10 protein-coding genes are annotated in these 15,861 nt (G+C 63.8%); 6 read left to right on the forward strand and 4 right to left on the reverse strand.

The features are described 5' to 3' along the window. Positions 1-26: 26 nt before the first annotated feature. Both IVB41_RS01595 and IVB41_RS01600 read right to left on the reverse strand, forming a co-directional pair. Positions 27-1,469, reverse strand: a complete 1,443-nt coding sequence (locus tag IVB41_RS01595; RefSeq protein ID WP_247426063.1) for a UdgX family uracil-DNA binding protein — start codon at positions 1,467-1,469, stop codon at positions 27-29. Continuing rightward, a complete protein-coding gene (locus IVB41_RS01600; protein WP_247426065.1) occupies positions 1,469-2,704 on the reverse strand; it encodes a putative DNA modification/repair radical SAM protein in 1,236 nt (411 codons plus the stop codon). The genes IVB41_RS01595 and IVB41_RS01600 overlap by 1 nt, the downstream gene beginning before the upstream one ends. Before the next feature lie 163 nt (positions 2,705-2,867). Between IVB41_RS01600 and IVB41_RS01605 the strand changes: the two genes are divergently transcribed. Genes IVB41_RS01605 through IVB41_RS01615 form a run of 3 tightly spaced genes read left to right on the forward strand, consistent with a single transcriptional unit; the run spans position 2,868 to position 8,510 of the window. Then, positions 2,868-3,656, forward strand: coding sequence for an ImuA family protein (locus IVB41_RS01605; protein WP_247359906.1), 789 nt, complete (start codon positions 2,868-2,870; stop codon positions 3,654-3,656). Continuing rightward, positions 3,553-5,145 carry a DNA polymerase Y family protein gene (locus IVB41_RS01610; protein ID WP_247426067.1) on the forward strand — a complete coding sequence of 531 codons (1,593 nt, stop codon included), beginning with the start codon at positions 3,553-3,555 and terminating at the stop codon, positions 5,143-5,145. Before IVB41_RS01605 ends, IVB41_RS01610 begins: the two co-directional genes overlap by 104 nt. Beyond that, complete coding sequence (locus IVB41_RS01615; protein WP_247426069.1) at positions 5,142-8,510, forward strand: error-prone DNA polymerase; 3,369 nt, start codon at positions 5,142-5,144, stop codon at positions 8,508-8,510. Before IVB41_RS01610 ends, IVB41_RS01615 begins: the two co-directional genes overlap by 4 nt. 115 nt (positions 8,511-8,625) lie before the next feature. On the opposite strand, the gene IVB41_RS01620 is transcribed toward IVB41_RS01615, so the two are convergent. Further along, positions 8,626-9,396 (reverse strand): SDR family NAD(P)-dependent oxidoreductase, encoded by a 771-nt coding sequence (locus IVB41_RS01620; RefSeq protein ID WP_247359903.1) that lies wholly within the window; start codon positions 9,394-9,396, stop codon positions 8,626-8,628. A gap of 175 nt (positions 9,397-9,571) precedes the next feature. Next, positions 9,572-9,859, reverse strand: coding sequence for a hypothetical protein (locus IVB41_RS01625; protein WP_007593600.1), 288 nt, complete (start codon positions 9,857-9,859; stop codon positions 9,572-9,574). 54 nt (positions 9,860-9,913) lie between these two features. On the opposite strand from IVB41_RS01625, the gene IVB41_RS01630 reads away from it, so the two are divergent. From IVB41_RS01630 to IVB41_RS01640, 3 genes are all read left to right on the forward strand, one after another. Beyond that, positions 9,914-11,314, forward strand: a complete 1,401-nt coding sequence (locus tag IVB41_RS01630) for a CoA transferase (protein WP_247426072.1) — start codon at positions 9,914-9,916, stop codon at positions 11,312-11,314. A gap of 145 nt (positions 11,315-11,459) precedes the next feature. Then, positions 11,460-12,704, forward strand: coding sequence for an efflux RND transporter periplasmic adaptor subunit (locus tag IVB41_RS01635; protein WP_247426074.1), 1,245 nt, complete (start codon positions 11,460-11,462; stop codon positions 12,702-12,704). 36 nt (positions 12,705-12,740) lie between these two features. Beyond that, positions 12,741-15,857, forward strand: a complete 3,117-nt coding sequence (locus tag IVB41_RS01640) for an efflux RND transporter permease subunit (protein ID WP_247426083.1) — start codon at positions 12,741-12,743, stop codon at positions 15,855-15,857. Positions 15,858-15,861: the final 4 nt, after the last annotated feature.

Consider the following 15,861-nt stretch of genomic DNA (forward strand, 5'->3'; position numbering starts at 1 on the left):
CCTGAAAGGGGTTTTCCCGCCCGTATTCAGGCGGCGCGCGCGGCTTTCTTCTGCAAACCGGCGACGATCTTCAGGTCTTCGACAAAGCGCTGATATTCCAGCGCCTTGGCTTCCGGATCGGGCAACCGCAGCAGATAGGACGGGTGCACCGTCACCAGCGCCTTGTGACCGTCGGGAAGGTCGATCAGCCGGCCGCGGGTCTTGCCTACAGGGGTGATCTTGCCGAACACGCTCTGCGCGGCGGTCGCGCCCATCGCAACGATGAGATCGGGCTGGATGACGGAGACTTCCCGCTCGTACCACTGCCGGCAGGCCTTTATCTCCGGCGTATTCGGCTTCTGATGCAGGCGGATCTTGCCGCGCGGCACGAATTTGAAGTGTTTCACCGCGTTGGTGACATAGACCTTCTTGCGGTCGACGCCGGCCTCTTGCAGTGCCCTGTCGAGCATCTGGCCGGCCGGACCGACGAAGGGATGGCCCGCGAGGTCTTCCTTGTCGCCAGGTTGCTCGCCGACCAGCATGATATTGGCTGACTTCGGACCCTCGCCGAACACGGTCTGGGTGGCGTCCTTGTAGAGATGGCAGGCGCGGCAGTGGGCGGCCTCCTCGCGGAGCGCTTCGAGATCGTCGGCAGCGGTCTTGCGTTTCATCGGAGCCTCCGGCCGCTTTTGAGGCTTGTGCGGATCGGTTGCGGCATTGGCGATCATGGCGCCGGTCATGCGCTCGGCGTCCTCAATCAAGGGCTTAATGATCGAAGCCTCGGGCAGGTTCCTCCAATATTTCTTCGGCATCTCGGCCTGCATCGCCTTCACCTTCAGGCGGGCCGGATTGAAGATGCTGGCGTAGTAGCGCCGCCAGGTTTCCTCCAGCCGGTCTTCGCTCGGTGCCTCGCTCTTGCTGACGCCTGATGTGAACGAGAGCGCGTGGCCATCCCAATGCGCGCACAAATCCGGCGTCAGGATCGACCAGGGCATGTCGGCAAAGCGCCGGGCGAAGAACGGCGCGGCGAGCTCGACGATATGATGCTCCGGCTCGAACCAGGCGACATAGTGTGCTTCGCGTTCCCTGCCGATCTCGCGGAAGCGCACGAAGGCGTGCATCTTGTGCTCGTCGCGGTAGACCGCCTTTGCCATGGCCGTGACTTGCGCGACGTCGGGATCGGTCGCGACCTCGATGAGATCGTGGTTGTCCTTCAGCCGAAACAGCAGGCGATAGAGGATCGCGAAACGCTCGGGATCGCGATGGAGGATCGCGGCCTTGGCGAGCTCGACGAATTTTGCAGGCACGTTGAAGGTGCCGTCGCCACCCGCCGGCAGCGGAGACGGCGAGGGCGTCGCGAACAGCTCCGCTTCGCCGCCCTGCACGGTCCAGGTGATGTCTGCCGGCTTCATTTGGTGTAGCACGAGGCTACGCGCGGCTTTGCGCCAGCCGTCGAAATCGGTTTCGTTCTCGAGGGTGATATATTGCATCAGAAGCCAAATCCCAGTTGCGTTGCCTTCGGCTTGAACCGTTCGATCAGCCGTGCCTCGTCGAGGCGGTGCGGCGCGGGACGGTGGTCGCTGAGGACGATGAACGGCAGCGCCTTGTTGCGGGGCACATGCAGCCGCGCGAGATCGGCGACGCGGATCGTGGTCGTGCGTCGCGTTGCGATGATGCGATCGACCGCCTTGGTGCCGAAGCCCGGCACGCGCAACAACTCCTCGCGGCTGGCGCGGTTGACGTCGAGCGGGAAGCGGTCGCGGTGGCGTAATGCCCAGGCGAGTTTTGGATCGATGTCGAGCGGCAGCATCGCACTTTCGTCGACGATCTCGCCGACGTCAAAACCGTAGAACCGCATCAGCCAGTCGGCCTGGTAGAGTCGGTGCTCGCGCAGCAAGGGCGGCGCGCGCAGAGGCAGCGCGCGGCTGGCATCGGGGATCGGGCTGAACGCGGAATAGTAGACGCGCCTCAGCCTGTATGAACCGTAGAGATTGGCGCTGGTGTGGAGGATGGTGTGGTCGGAGGCCGCGTCGGCGCCGACGATCATCTGCGTGCTTTGGCCGGCCGGCGCGAAGCGCTGCGGCTTGGCTTTCGTGTTCGCGTTGCGGCTTTCCTCGGCCTCGTCCAGCTTCAGCCGCAGCCGGCCCATGGTGCGGCGGATCGCGCGCACGTCCTTCTCGGGCGCGAATTGCTGCAGGCTCGTCTCCTGCGGCATCTCGATGTTGATGGAGAGACGGTCGGCATATTTGCCGGCCTCGGAGATCAATGCATCGTCGGCCTCCGGGATCGTCTTGAGATGGATGTAGCCGCGGAAGTGATGCTCCTCGCGCAGTTTTCGCGCGACACTCACCACCTGCTCCATGGTGTAGTCGGGGTTGCGGATGATGCCGGAGGAGAGAAACAGCCCTTCGATGTAATTGCGCCGGTAGAAGTCGAGCGTCAGCTTGACCACTTCGTCGATGGTGAAGCGGGCACGCGGCACGTTGGAGGAGGCCCGGTTGACGCAATAGAGGCAGTCGTAATTGCAGGCGTTGGTCAGCAGCACCTTGAGCAGCGAGATGCAGCGGCCGTCCGGCGCGTAGGAATGGCAAATGCCCATGCCGGGCGCGGTCGATCCCATGCCCTTGCCGTCGCTGGAATCCCGCCTCTCGGTGCCGCTGGAGGCGCAGGACGCGTCGTACTTGGCGGCGTCCGCCAGGATTTCCAGCTTGCGTTGCACGTCCATATTGGAATCCCTTTGATTCAGCTCATGAATCCCGAAGAGTGCCAATTCGATTGACTCTCCAGGCGCCGTTAGCTTTATATTAGAACATACCATGAACAATTGAGCCAGCCGTTGGTTCTCTTTTTGAGAGCCACGGCAATCACCCCTTCAAGGAGCGGCGACCATGAGCGGCGCACGCATCAGCGCGCTTGCAGCCTTGCGCGGCCAGATCGAGCGCATCGAGACGGCGGAGGTCGTGCATCATCGCGACCGTGTCGCGCTCGGCCATCGCGAGGCCGACAACGCGCTAAAGGGCGGGCTCGCGCGCGCGGCAATCCACGAGGTATTTTGCGAGGGACGTCAGGGCGCGGCCGCGACGGGCTTTGTCACCGGACTTGCGGGGCGGATGACGGCGCGAAAACCGCTGCTGTGGGTGCGGCAGGATTTTTCAGAAATTGAAACCGGTGCGCTGTCGATGAGCGGGCTCACCGAGATCGGTCTCGATCCGCGCCGCATGGTGATGGTGCGCGCCGCCGACGTGGAGAGTGCGTTGCGCACGTCGGCCGATGCGCTCGCCTGCGACGCGCTGGGTGCCGTCGTGCTCGAGCTCTGGGGCGAGACGAGGCAGTTCGATCTGGTGGCGAGCCGCAAGCTGACGCTGGCTGCGCAATCTTCCGGTGTCACCGGCCTGTTGCTGCGGATGGCCGCGCAACCTTTACCCTCAACCGCCGAGACCAGATGGATGCTGCGCGCGGCGCATTCGCCGCCGGGCGCGATGTGGAGCGCTTGGGGGGCGCCGCGTTTCGATGCCGAGCTCCTGCGCAATCGTCATGGCCCGTGCGGGCGGTGGATCATGGAATGGAAATGTGATGAGTGCCAGTTCTCTGAATCGTCGGCGTATCCTCAGCCTGTGGCTGCCGCGCCTGCCCATCGATCGGATCCAGCGGTTCTTCGGCAACGTCGGACTGCATGAAAATAATGCGCCCAGCATCGTCGTTGCCAAGGACAGCAACGCGTTGGTGATCCATGCGCTGGACGAGGCGGCCGAGCGCCTCGGTCTGCATATCGGCCAGCCTCTGGCCAATGCCCGGGCGATGTGTCCTGATTTAAAGGTGTTCGACGCCGATGCCGTGGCCGATGCCAAGACGATCGGCGACATCGCAGACTGGTGCGATCGTTTCACGCCGCTGGTGGCACTCGATCCGCCGCACGGGCTGTTCCTCGACATCACCGGCTGCGCGCATCTGTTCGGCGGCGAGGCTGCGCTGTTGCAAACCCTTGTCCGTGCCCTCGATCGACAGGGCTTTGCCGTCAGCGCGGCGATCGCCGGCACCTCGGTCTGCGCGCGCACGTTGACGCGGCAATCTTCAGGGACCATCGTTGCCGATGGCGGGGAGGCGGCGGCAATCAGCCGGTTTCCGGTGTCAGCGCTTGGCGCGGGTGAGGCCATCAGCACCGGCCTGCGACGCGCCGGCCTGAAGACCATCGGCGATGTCGCCTCGCGCACGCCGAGCGAAATCACGGCGCGGTTCGGTGCGCGGTTCTCCACGCTGCTCGCGCATGCGCTGGGGCAGGGCGATGCGCCGATCAATCCACGAAAGCCGCTGCCCGATTACATCGTGGAGAAACGCTTTGCCGAGCCGATCGCGACCGACACCATGATCGCGATGACGCTGTCGCGCCTGGCGGACACGCTGATTGCGTCGATGGAGAAGCAGGGCAAGGGCGCGCGCCGCCTGGAAGCAGCCTTCTTCCGCACCGACGGCGCGGTGCGCGCGATTATGGTCGAGACCGGACGTCCCGTGACGCGGAGTGCGGTGATCGATCGGCTGTTCCGCGAGCGCCTCGATGCACTCGCCGATCCGCTCGATCCCGGCTTCGGCTTCGACATGGTGCGGCTGTCGGCAAGCCGCACCGAGATCGTGGTGCAGGAGCAGCGCGATCTCGACGCCCATGTCCACGACAATGACGAGCTTGCCGCGCTGATCGACCGCATCGCCGCGCGCATCGGCGGAAAGCGCGTCGTCGTGCATCTGCCTGAGGATACCCATATCCCTGAATGTGCGGTGCTGGCCGCGCCGGCGCAGCATCATCTCGCCGTGGCCATGCAGGCCGAATGGCCCGCGCGCACCAAGAGTGAGCCGCCGCTGCGTCCGTTGCGGCTGTTCGACAAGCCTGAGCCGATCAATGTGCCGTTTGCGACCGTGCCCGACGGGCCGCCGCATCAATTCACCTGGCGCCGCGCGCAGCATGCGGTGGTGCGGGTGGAAGGCCCCGAGCGCATTGCCATGGAATGGTGGCGGCAGGACGGCAAGCAACTGACGCGAGACTATTTCCGTATCGAGGATGCCGAGGGCCTGCGCTTCTGGATCTTTCGCGACGGTCTTTACGAAAGGGAGTGCTTCGACGGCGACGGCAAGCCCGTTCCTCCCGGTTGGTATGTGCACGGTCTTTTCGCATGAACACACCCGCTTATGCCGAGATCGGCATCACCACGAATTTCTCCTTCCTGCGCGGCGGCTCGGATCCGCGTGCCTATGTGCACCAGGCCAGCATCCTCGGCATTCCCGTGATCGGCATCGCCGACCACAACACGCTCGCTGGCGTAGTGCGCGCCCACAAGGAGCTCGACAATGACGAGGTGCTGCACAAGCCGAAGCTTTTGATTGGCACCCGCATCGTCTTCATCGACGGCACGCCCGATATCCTGGTCTATCCGCGTGACCGCGCCGCCTATGGCCGGCTGTGCCAGCTTCTCACCCGAGGCAAGCGCGGCGACGGTATCACGCGGATCGCGAAGGGCGAGTGCCATCTCACCTTCGCCGATCTCCTTGCGTTTTCCGAAGGCCAGCTCCTGATCCTGACGCTGCCGTATCGCTTCGATGCGGCGCAGACGCAGGACATCCTCGCCAAGCTGAAGGCAAGTCGTGCCGAGGGCGTGTGGCTGGCGGCGAGCCTGGTCTATCGTGGCGACGACCGCCGCCGCCTCGCGCAGCTCGACGATCTCGCCGCAAAAGCAAAAGTGCCGCTGCTTGCGACCAACGAGGTGCTCTATCACCACCCCGCGCGCCGTCCCCTCCAGGACGTGCTGACCTGCATCCGGGAGAAAACCACGATCGAGGCGGTCGGCCGGAAGCTGGAAGCCAATGCCGAGCGATTTCTGAAGACGCCCAGGGAGATGGCGCGGCTGTTCCGCGATTTCCCCGAAGCTATCGCGGAGACCATGCGCTTTGCGGACAAGATCACCTTCTCGCTCGATCAGCTCAAATATCAGTATCCGGATGAGCCGGTGCCGTCGGGAAAGACCGCGCAGGGGCATCTGGAGGATCTGACCTGGGCCGGTGTCGACAAATATTTCGGCGGCAAGATCGACGACAAGCTGCGCGCCACCCTGAAGAAAGAACTCGCACTGATCGCCGATCTGAAATACGCGCATTACTTCCTCACCGTGCACGACATCGTGCATTACGCCCGCAGCCAGAACATTTTGTGCCAGGGGCGGGGATCGGCGGCGAATTCGGCGGTCTGCTACGTGCTCGGCATCACCTCGGTCGACCCGACCAAGGTCGATCTGCTGTTCGAGCGCTTCATCTCCAAGGAGCGGCTGGAGCCGCCCGACATCGACGTCGATTTCGAGCATTCGCGGCGCGAGGAGGTGATGCAATATGTCTATCGCCGTTACGGCCGCCATCGCGCCGCGATCATCGCCACCGTCATCCATTATCGCCCGCGTAGCGCCATCCGCGACGTCGGCAAGGCGCTGGGCCTGACCGAGGATGTCACCGCCGCCCTCGCCGACACCGTTTGGGGAAGCTGGGGCAAGGGCCTCAACGACATGCAGGTCAGGCAGGCCGGCCTCGATCCGCAAAATTCAATGATCAACCTCGCAGTCGAGCTCGCGACCGAGCTGATCGAATTCCCCCGTCATCTGTCCCAGCATGTCGGCGGCTATGTGCTCACGCAGGACCGGCTCGACACCTATGTGCCGATCGGCAATGCCGCGATGGACGATCGCACCTTCATCGAATGGGACAAGGACGATGTCGACGCGCTCAGCATGATGAAAGTCGACGTGCTCGCGCTGGGCATGCTGACCTGCATCCGCAAGTGCTTTGATCTGATCGAGCAGCACAAGGGCGAACGCTGGATGCTGGCGAGCGTCCCGCAGGATGATTCCAAAGTCTACGACATGCTGTGCGACGGGGAGTCGCTCGGCGTATTCCAGGTCGAGAGCCGCGCGCAGATGAACATGCTGCCCCGGCTGAAGCCACGGACCTTCTACGATCTCGTCATCGAGGTCGCGATCGTGCGGCCGGGGCCGATCCAGGGTGACATGGTGCATCCGTATTTGCGGCGGCGGAACGGCTTGGAAAAAGTGAACTATCCATCGCCGTCACCGGAGCATGGCGACAAGGACGAGCTTTACAGAGTGCTGCACAAGACCCTCGGCGTGCCCCTGTTCCAGGAGCAGGCGATGCGGATCGCGATCGAGGCCGCGAAGTTCACGGCCGAGGAGGCCAACGGCCTGCGCCGTGCGATGGCAACGTTCCGCAATGTCGGCACCATCGGCAAGTTCGAAGACAAGATGATCGGCAACATGATCGCACGCGGTTATGCGCCGGATTTTGCCAGAAACTGTTTCGAACAGATCAAGGGTTTTGGCAGCTACGGTTTTCCGGAGAGCCATGCCGCAAGCTTCGCGCAGCTTGTCTATATTTCCTCATGGCTGAAGCATTATCACCCTGATGCATTCTGCTGCGGCCTCCTGAACTCGCAGCCGATGGGCTTTTACGCCCCGGCGCAGATCGTCAGCGACGCTCGCAAGAACGGCGTCGAGGTGCGCGATATCGATGTGTCCTACAGCTTTGCGCAGAACACGCTGGAAGAAGGAAGTGGCAAATATTGCGCCGTGCGCCTGGGCTTCCGCCAGATAGACGGTTTTCATTGGCTCGATGAGGATGAGGAAAGGCTGAAAAGAGGCGCGCCTCGGAATGAGTATGTGGAGAGAGCGCCCGACTGGGCCGACTGCATCGTCGCCGCGCGCAACCGCCGGCCCTTCACCTCGCTGGAAGATTTCGCCCGCGACACCGGTCTGCCCAAGCGCGCGCTGATCTTGCTCGCCGATGCCGACGCGTTCCGCTCGCTCGGGCTCGACCGTCGCGAGGCGCTGTGGCAGGTGCGGCGCCTGCCCGGCGATGTGCCGCTGCCGCTGTTCGAGGTGGCCACCGCACGCGAGCAGCCGGACGAGCATGCCAGGCCGTTGCCGGTGATGCCGCGGGCCGAACAGGTGGTCGCGGACTATCAGACCATTCGGTTATCGCTGAAGGGGCATCCGATGGAATTTTTGCGCGAGATGTTTTCGCGCGAGCGCATCGTCGCCTGCAAGGACATCAACCATGACAATGAGCGGCGCCGTGTCCGCTGTGCCGGCGTCGTGCTGGTACGGCAGCGGCCGGGCAGCGCCAGCGGCGTCGTGTTCATGACACTGGAGGACGAAACCGGCATCGCCAATGTCGTGGTGTGGCCGAAGATCATGGAGCAGTACCGGAAGGAGGTGATGGGCGCCCGCCTCATCCTGGTCGAAGGCTATATCCAGAGCAGCCCCGAAAAGGTGACGCATCTGATCGCCCAGCGGATGATCGACCGTTCGCACGATCTGGTCGGCCTCGCCAACGACGCCCTCGGCCGCAAGCATCCGGTGCCGGCAGGCGCCACCGTGGTCGAACCGCTCAACGACGATCCCCGCGCCCACACCGATGCGCCCGCGCAAAAACTTCGCCACCCCCGCAACGTCCGCATCCTGCCGCCGTCGCGGGATTTCCATTGAGGAATGTAGAGCACTCTGCTGCCACACCGTCATTGCGAGCGCAGCGAAGCAATCCAGACTGTTACCGCGGAGAGATACTGGATTGCTTCGCTGCGCTCGCAATGACGAGCATATTCTAAAAATTCACCCGGTTCGAGATCGCGCCGTCCACCACCAGATTGGAGCCCGTGGTGAACCCCGACACCGGGCTCGCCAGAAACACCGCTGCGCTCGCGATCTCCTGCGGCGTCGCCATGCGGCCGGTGGGGTTGCGCTTCATCGCATCATTGTAGCGCTCGGGCATGTTCTGCTCGATCGTATTCCAGACGCCGCCCTTGAAATAGACCGTGCCTGGCGAGACCACGTTGACGCGGATCTTCTTCTTCGCGTACTGCCGTGCCAGCCCCTTGGCCATGTGGATCAACGCAGCCTTGATCGGGCCGTAGGAGCTCGCCGTATCCGCTTGCGCCGCGGAGATCGATGAGATGATCACGAAAGCGGCATCGCCGCTGCTTGCACCGCTGGCCTCGAGGAACGGCCGCGCGGCGTCGAACGCATGCACGGCGCCGAGCAGGTCGAGCCGAAAATTCTGTTCCCACGATGCGGCATCATGGCCTTGCGCCATCGCCCCCGCGTTGGAGAACAGCATGTCGATGCCGCCAAGCTCCTTTGCAGCATTCTCGATCCAGGATTTCAGTGCCGCGCCGTCGGTGACGTCGACCGGACTGCCGGTCGCGCGGATCCCGCTCGCCTTCAACTCCGTAACGGTGGCGGCAACCTGGTCGGCGTTGCGCGCACACACCGCGACATTGCTGCCTTCGCCGGCCAGCGTCGCCGCAATCGCCCGCCCGATGCCGCGCGTGCCGCCAAGCACGACGGCGTTCTTGCCCTTGAGACCGAGATCCATTGTTTGGTTTCCTTTTTTGTTGGTCGCAGCGAGTGTAGCTGTTTCGAGAGACGCCCAAAAGCCTCCACATCGTCATTGCGAGGAGCTCTTGCGACGAAGCAATCCAGACTGCCACCGCGGAAAGACTCTGGATTGCTTCGATTCGCTCGCAATGAGCGTGTGGAAACAGCGGCCCTCACTCCGGTGCCGCTCCCACCGGCGGGCCGCCGGGCGGGCGGTGCAGGAATGTCAGTGAGACGTAGGCGCCGGCCCAGGAGCCGATCGCCGCGAAAGCCACATAGAAAGCGTTTTCGGTGTAGCTGATCACCGCATAGGAGGAGAGCATGTACCAGACAGCGCTCCAGTTCGCCGCGGGCACGCGCTTGCGCGCGATCACGGCCGAGGTGAACATGACATAGACCGCGTCGGTAGCCGCCGTTGCGATGAACACGGCGCCTGCGGTGAGAGGATCGATGGCGGCCATTGCATGTCCTTGTGTGCTAATGCGATGGTCGCAAACTAAAGGGAGAGAAGGGTCATGCAAAGCCCCACCGAAATTCTCAGTGGCATCTGGACCTCCGCCGGTGGTGACGCCGCCGCGCTCGCGCGCGTGCGGCTGACGGGCGAGGAGCCGCAGATCCCGTCCTCGTTTCGCGTCGCAATTGCCGGCCAAACGACTATCGCCGCCGCCGGCCTTGCCGCCGCCGAAATCTGGAGATTGCGCAGCGGCGAAGCGCAGGACGTCAGCGTCGAACTGCGCCATGCCGTCGCCGAATGCCGCTCCGAGCGCTACTTGCGCGTCGACGACAAGCCGCCGCCGCCCGCCTGGGATGCCATCGCTGGCGTCTACAGAACCGGCGACAACCGCTTCGTCCGCTGCCACACCAATTTCCCGCATCATCGCGACGCCGTCTGCAAGGTGCTCGGCTGCGAACCCGAGCGCGAGAAGGTGCAGGCCGCATTGATGCAATGGAAGGGCGAGGATTTCGAGACTGCGGCTTACGCTGCGGGCGGCGTCGTTGCCCTGATGCGCTCCTACGACGAATGGTCGGCGCTGCCGCAGGCCCGCGCGCTCGCCGAATTGCCGCTGGTCTCGATCGAGAAGATCGGCGAGGCCCCGCCGAAGCCATGGCTAAAAGGCGATCGCCCGCTCTCGGGCCTGCGCGTGCTTGATCTCTCTCGCGTCATCGCGGGGCCCATCGCCGGCCGCACGCTCGCCGCGCACGGCGCGGATGTGCTGCTCGTGTCAGGCCCCGAACTGCCGGCCATTCCGTGGCTGACCATCGACACCGGCCGCGGCAAGCTCACCACCTTCATCGAGTTGAAGAGCGAGGCGGGCAGAGCGCAGATGCGCGCGCTGTTGAAGGACGCCGACATCTTCTCGCAAGGCTATCGCCCGCGCGCGCTCGCCGCTCTCGGCTTTACGCCGGAGGACGCGGCAAAAATCAATCCCGGCATCGTCTACGTGACGCTGTCGGCCTATGGCCATGCCGGCCCATGGGCGGAGCGGCGCGGCTTCGATTCTCTGGTGCAGACCACGACCGGCTTCAACCATGCCGAGGGACAGGCTGCCGGCATCGATGGACCGAAGGAATTGCCGGCACAGATGCTCGACCACGCCACCGGCTATCTGATGGCGTTCGGCGCGATGATGGCCAAGGCCCGCCAGGCCCGCGAAGGCGGCAGCTGGCACGTGCGCGTATCGCTGGCGCAGACCGGGCGCTGGCTGTGGAATCTCGGACGGCTCGAAAATGGCCTGAATACCCCGGATATTACGGGCGAGGCCATACACGCTGCATTCATCGAGAGCATGCCATCTGGCTTCGGCACGTTGAAGGCGGTGCGCCATTCAGCGCTGCTGTCGAAGACGCCGGCGCAATGGAGCCGTCCGGCGATGCCGCTCGGCAGTCATCCGGCAGAGTGGCCGGTGACAAACTGACGTGAAGCTGACGTGTCGCAAATTTTTAACGCAAACCGAAAGGCGCGCGGCGTTTTTTAGGTTGTTTGAAATCACAATTCGGCACTATTAGCGCGACCGATGACGCCGGCATCCGCTGGTATCATCGCAGACATGACCGGGCCCCATGGTAGTTGAAAATACCAAGCGATTGCAGGTGCTTACAAAACAACGGGTAATTACATCCGTAGTTTTACTAGCTCTTGCCGGTGCCGGGGCTTACGGCTTCCTCCATGCGGGAGCGAAGGAGAAGAACCACTCCGAGATCTCCAGCCAGTCGCGCAGGAATGCGCAGAACTTCACGCCGACGCCGTCGGAATGGGCGACGCTGACGATCGAGCCGGTCAAGGCCAAGACCTTCCGCGCCGAGTATGTCACCGAGGGCAAGGTCGCAGTCGACGAGGACCGTTCGACGCCGGTGTTCTCGCCCTATGCGGGCCGGGTGACCAAGCTGCTCGCCAAGCCCGGCGAGGTGCTGAAGCAAGGTCAACCGCTGTTCACGATCGAGGCCGCCGACACCGTGCAGGCCCAGAACGATTTCATTGCGGCGATGAGCTCGCAGAACAAGGCGAAGTCGGCGATCGATCTTGCCGACATCCAGTTCAAGCGCGCCAAGGACCTCTACGAGGGCCATGCCATCCCCCTGAAGGACTACCAGCAGGCGGAAGCGACCCAGGTTCAGGCGCAGAACGACATGCGCTCATCGGCGACGGCGCTGGAAGCCGCGCGCAACAAGCTGCGTATCCTCGGCTTCACCGACGAGACCATTAAGGTGTTCCAAGACAAGGGCGTCATCAATCCGGAAGTCACGATCTATTCGCCGATCGCGGGCACGGTCGTGCAGCGTAAGATCGGCCCCGGCCAGTACGTCAATTCGGGCGCCAGCGATCCGGTCTTCGTCGTCGGCGACCTCTCCACGGTCTGGCTCACCGCCTTCGTGCGCGAGAGCGATGCGGCTGCCGTGTGCATCGGGCAGGACATCACCGTCAACGTGATGGCGCTGCCGGGCCGTCCCTTGACCGCCAAGGTCAACTACGTCGCCGCCGCGATCGATCCGAACACCCGCCGCCTGCTGGTCCGCGCCACCATCGACAACAAGGACGGTCTGCTGAAGCCGGAGATGTTCGCCAACGTCACGATCTATTCGTCCGGCGATCGCGCCGCGCCGGCTGTACCGAAGCAGGCCTTGATCTACGAAGCCGACAAGGTCCGCCTCTGGGTGGCACGCGAGGACAAGTCGGTCGAGCTGCGCGAGATCAAGATCGGTCTCATCAATGGCAATCTTGTCGAGGTCACCAGCAATCTGAAGCCCGGCGAGCAGGTGGTCACCAAAGGCAGCCTGTTCATCGACCGCGCGGCGTCCGGCAGCTGATCGACGGGCCGGGAAAAAGACAAGCTGAAGACCTGAATGGATCGCCTCGTCGCCCTTGCCGTCAACCGGCGCTTCCTGATGGTCGGGATGTTCGTCGCCGTGCTTATCGGCGGCCTGATCGCGTTCAACCAGCTCAACATCGAGGCTTATCCCGATCCGACTCCGCCGATGGTCGACATCGTGACGCAGAGCCCGGGGCTGTCGGCGGAGGAGATCGAGCGCTACATCACGATTCCGATCGAGACCCAGGTCGCGGGTCTGAAGAACGTGACGACCATTCGCACCATCTCGCTCTACGGCCTCTCCGACGTCAAACTGCAGTTCTCTTTCGCCTACACCTATGACGAGGCGTTGCAGCAGGTCTTGAACCGCCTGGCGCAGCTCGCGCCGCTGCCCGGCAACGTGCAGCCGCAGATCTCGCCGCTTAGCCCGATCGGCGAAATTTTCCGCTACCGTCTCGTCGGTCCGCCGAACTACAGCGTGCTCGACCTCAAGACCATCCAGGATTGGATTCTCCAGCGGCGCTTCCGTGCCGTGCCCGGCGTGATCGACGTCACCGGCTGGGGTGGCAAGAGCAAGACCTACGAGCTCCAGGTCGACTTCAACAAGCTGGTCGCCAACGGCCTGACGCTGCCGCAATTGCTCCAGGCGGTCGGCAATTCCAACGTCAATGTCGGCGGCAACACCGTCAATATCGGTCAGCAATCGGCCGTGGTGCGCGGCGTCGGCCTGATCCGCTCGATCGACGACCTCGCCAACACCATGATCTCGCAGACCAACGGCAATCCGGTGCTGGTCAAGGACGTCGCCACCGTCACCGTCGGCCAGAAGCCACGTCTCGGCATTGCCGGCCTCGACGAGGCGGACGACATTGTGCAGGGCATCGTCCTGATGCGCCGCGGCGAGCAGAGCTCGCCAACCATCAAGCGCGTCCACCAGCTCGTTCAAACCATCAACGAGTCCAGCATCCTGCCGCCCGGCGTGCGCATCGAACGCATCTACGACCGCGGCGACCTGATTGAGCTCACCACCCACACCGTGCTGCACAACATGGTGGTCGGCATTCTGCTGATCGTGCTGCTGCAGTGGATCTTTCTCGGCGATCTCCGCAGTGCGCTGATCGTCGGCGCCACCATTCCGTTCGCGTTGTTCTTCGCGGTGATCATCCTGGTGCTGCGCGGGGAATCGGCGAACCTGCTGTCGGTCGGTGCGATCGATTTCGGCCTGATCGTCGATGCCACCGTCATCATGGTGGAGGCGATCTTCCGGCGCCTGACGCAGACGACGCCGATGTCGGAATCCGAGCAGATGTCGTCCGAGACGCTGTTCGGCATGAAAAGCCACGCCATCCTAAGCGCGGCGGCCGATGTCTCCCGTTCGATCTTCTTCGCCGCGGCGATCATCATCGCGGCCTTCCTGCCGCTGTTCACGCTCTCCGGCGTCGAGGGCAACATCTTCGGACCGATGGCGCGCACCTATGCCTACGCGCTGGCCGGTGGACTGCTTGCGACCTTCACCGTCACCCCGGCGCTGTCCGCGATCATCCTGCCCGCGCATGTCAGGGAGACCGAGACCAAGGTGATGCTGATCCTGCATCGGATCTACATGCCGGTGCTGCATTGGGCGGTCGCCAACCGCGGCTTCATGCTCGGTGGTGCGTTCGGCCTCGTGCTGATGACGGTTGGGCTCAGCCGGTTGCTTGGCCTCGAATTCCTGCCGAAGCTGGAGGAGGGCAATCTCTGGATCCGCGCCACGCTGCCGCCGACCATCTCGCTTCAGGAAGGCAACTCCTACGTCAACGAGATGCGCAAGGTGATCCGCGCGCGGCCTGAAGTGGAATCCGTGGTGTCGCAGCACGGCCGCCCCGATGACGGCACCGACGCGGCCGGCTTCTTCAACGCCGAGTTCTTCGCGCCGCTCAAGCCCGCCAGCCAATGGCCCGGCACCCGCGACAAGGAAGAGCTGACGGCGCAACTGCTCAAGCAGCTTGACGATCGCTTCCCCGGCGTCGAGTTCAACTTCTCGCAATATCTCCAGGACAACGTCTCCGAAGCCGTCTCCGGCGTGAAGGGCGAGAACTCGATCAAGCTGTTCGGCAGCGACCTCCAGGCGCTGACCGACACCGCCAACAAGATCAAGTCGGTGCTGTCAACCGTGCAGGGCGTCACCGATCTTGCGGTGTTCACCTCACTCGGGCAGCCGACCATCCAGATCGACATCAACCGTGCCAAGGCCGCGCGCTACGGCCTCGCGCCGGGTGACATCAACGCCACCATCAAGGTCGCGATCGGCGGCGACACCGCCGGAGACATCTACGAGGCGGGAAGCGACCGCCACTTTCCGATCATCGTTCGTCTCGCGCCGGAATTCCGCAGGAGCGCCGAGGCGATCCAGAATTTGCGGATCGGCGCGCCCGGACCGAACGGCACCGTCACGCAGATCCCCCTGAGCGAGGTCGCCAGCATCAGCCTCGTCTCGGGTGCGGCCTACATTTATCGCGAGCAGCAGGAACGCTATCTGCCGATCAAGTTCTCGGTGCGTGAGCGCGACCTCGGCAGCGCCATCCGCGAGGCGCAGCAGAAGATTGCGGATCAGGTGCAACTGCCGCCCGGCGCGCACATGGATTGGGTCGGCGAATTCGGCAATCTCCAGGACGCGATCCGACGATTGTCGATCGTGGTGCCGATCTCGCTGGCGCTGATCGGTGTCCTGCTCTGGTTCAATTTCGGCTCGATGACCGACACGCTGCTCGCCATGAGCGTGATCCCGATGGCGATCTTTGGCGGCGTGCTCGGTCTCTTGATCACCGGCACCGCCTTCAGTGTCTCGGCGGCGATCGGCTTCATCGCGCTGTTCGGTATCGCCGTGATGGACGGCATCATCATCCTGTCGCAGTTCAACCAGCTCATCGAAGAGGGCATGGACCGCATGAGCGCGGTGATACGCACCGGCGAATTGCAGCTTCGGCCGGTGCTGATGACCTGCGTCGTCGCCGGCATCGGCCTGTTGCCGGCCGCGCTGTCGGAAGGCATCGGCTCGCAGGTGCAGAAGCCGCTCGCGGTCGTCGTCGTGACAGGCATGATGCTCGCCCCGATCGTGATCCTGGTGACGCTGCCGGTGTTGATCTCCTTCTTCTCCCGCCGCGCACGCTGACGCC

Source organism: Bradyrhizobium sp. 44 (genome assembly GCF_023073095.1).
Lineage (GTDB): Bacteria > Pseudomonadota > Alphaproteobacteria > Rhizobiales > Xanthobacteraceae > Bradyrhizobium.

Coding starts and splice junctions, on each gene's coding strand:
- IVB41_RS01640 (WP_247426083.1), top strand. CDS start 12,741: ATGGATCGCCTCGTCGCCCTTGCCGTCAACCGGCGCTTCCTGATGGTC.
- IVB41_RS01625 (WP_007593600.1), bottom strand. CDS start 9,859: ATGGCCGCCATCGATCCTCTCACCGCAGGCGCCGTGTTCATCGCAACG.
- IVB41_RS01605 (WP_247359906.1), top strand. CDS start 2,868: ATGAGCGGCGCACGCATCAGCGCGCTTGCAGCCTTGCGCGGCCAGATC.
- IVB41_RS01630 (WP_247426072.1), top strand. CDS start 9,914: ATGCAAAGCCCCACCGAAATTCTCAGTGGCATCTGGACCTCCGCCGGT.
- IVB41_RS01635 (WP_247426074.1), top strand. CDS start 11,460: ATGGTAGTTGAAAATACCAAGCGATTGCAGGTGCTTACAAAACAACGG.
- IVB41_RS01615 (WP_247426069.1), top strand. CDS start 5,142: ATGAACACACCCGCTTATGCCGAGATCGGCATCACCACGAATTTCTCC.
- IVB41_RS01610 (WP_247426067.1), top strand. CDS start 3,553: ATGAGTGCCAGTTCTCTGAATCGTCGGCGTATCCTCAGCCTGTGGCTG.
- IVB41_RS01620 (WP_247359903.1), bottom strand. CDS start 9,396: ATGGATCTCGGTCTCAAGGGCAAGAACGCCGTCGTGCTTGGCGGCACG.
- IVB41_RS01595 (WP_247426063.1), bottom strand. CDS start 1,469: ATGCAATATATCACCCTCGAGAACGAAACCGATTTCGACGGCTGGCGC.
- IVB41_RS01600 (WP_247426065.1), bottom strand. CDS start 2,704: ATGGACGTGCAACGCAAGCTGGAAATCCTGGCGGACGCCGCCAAGTAC.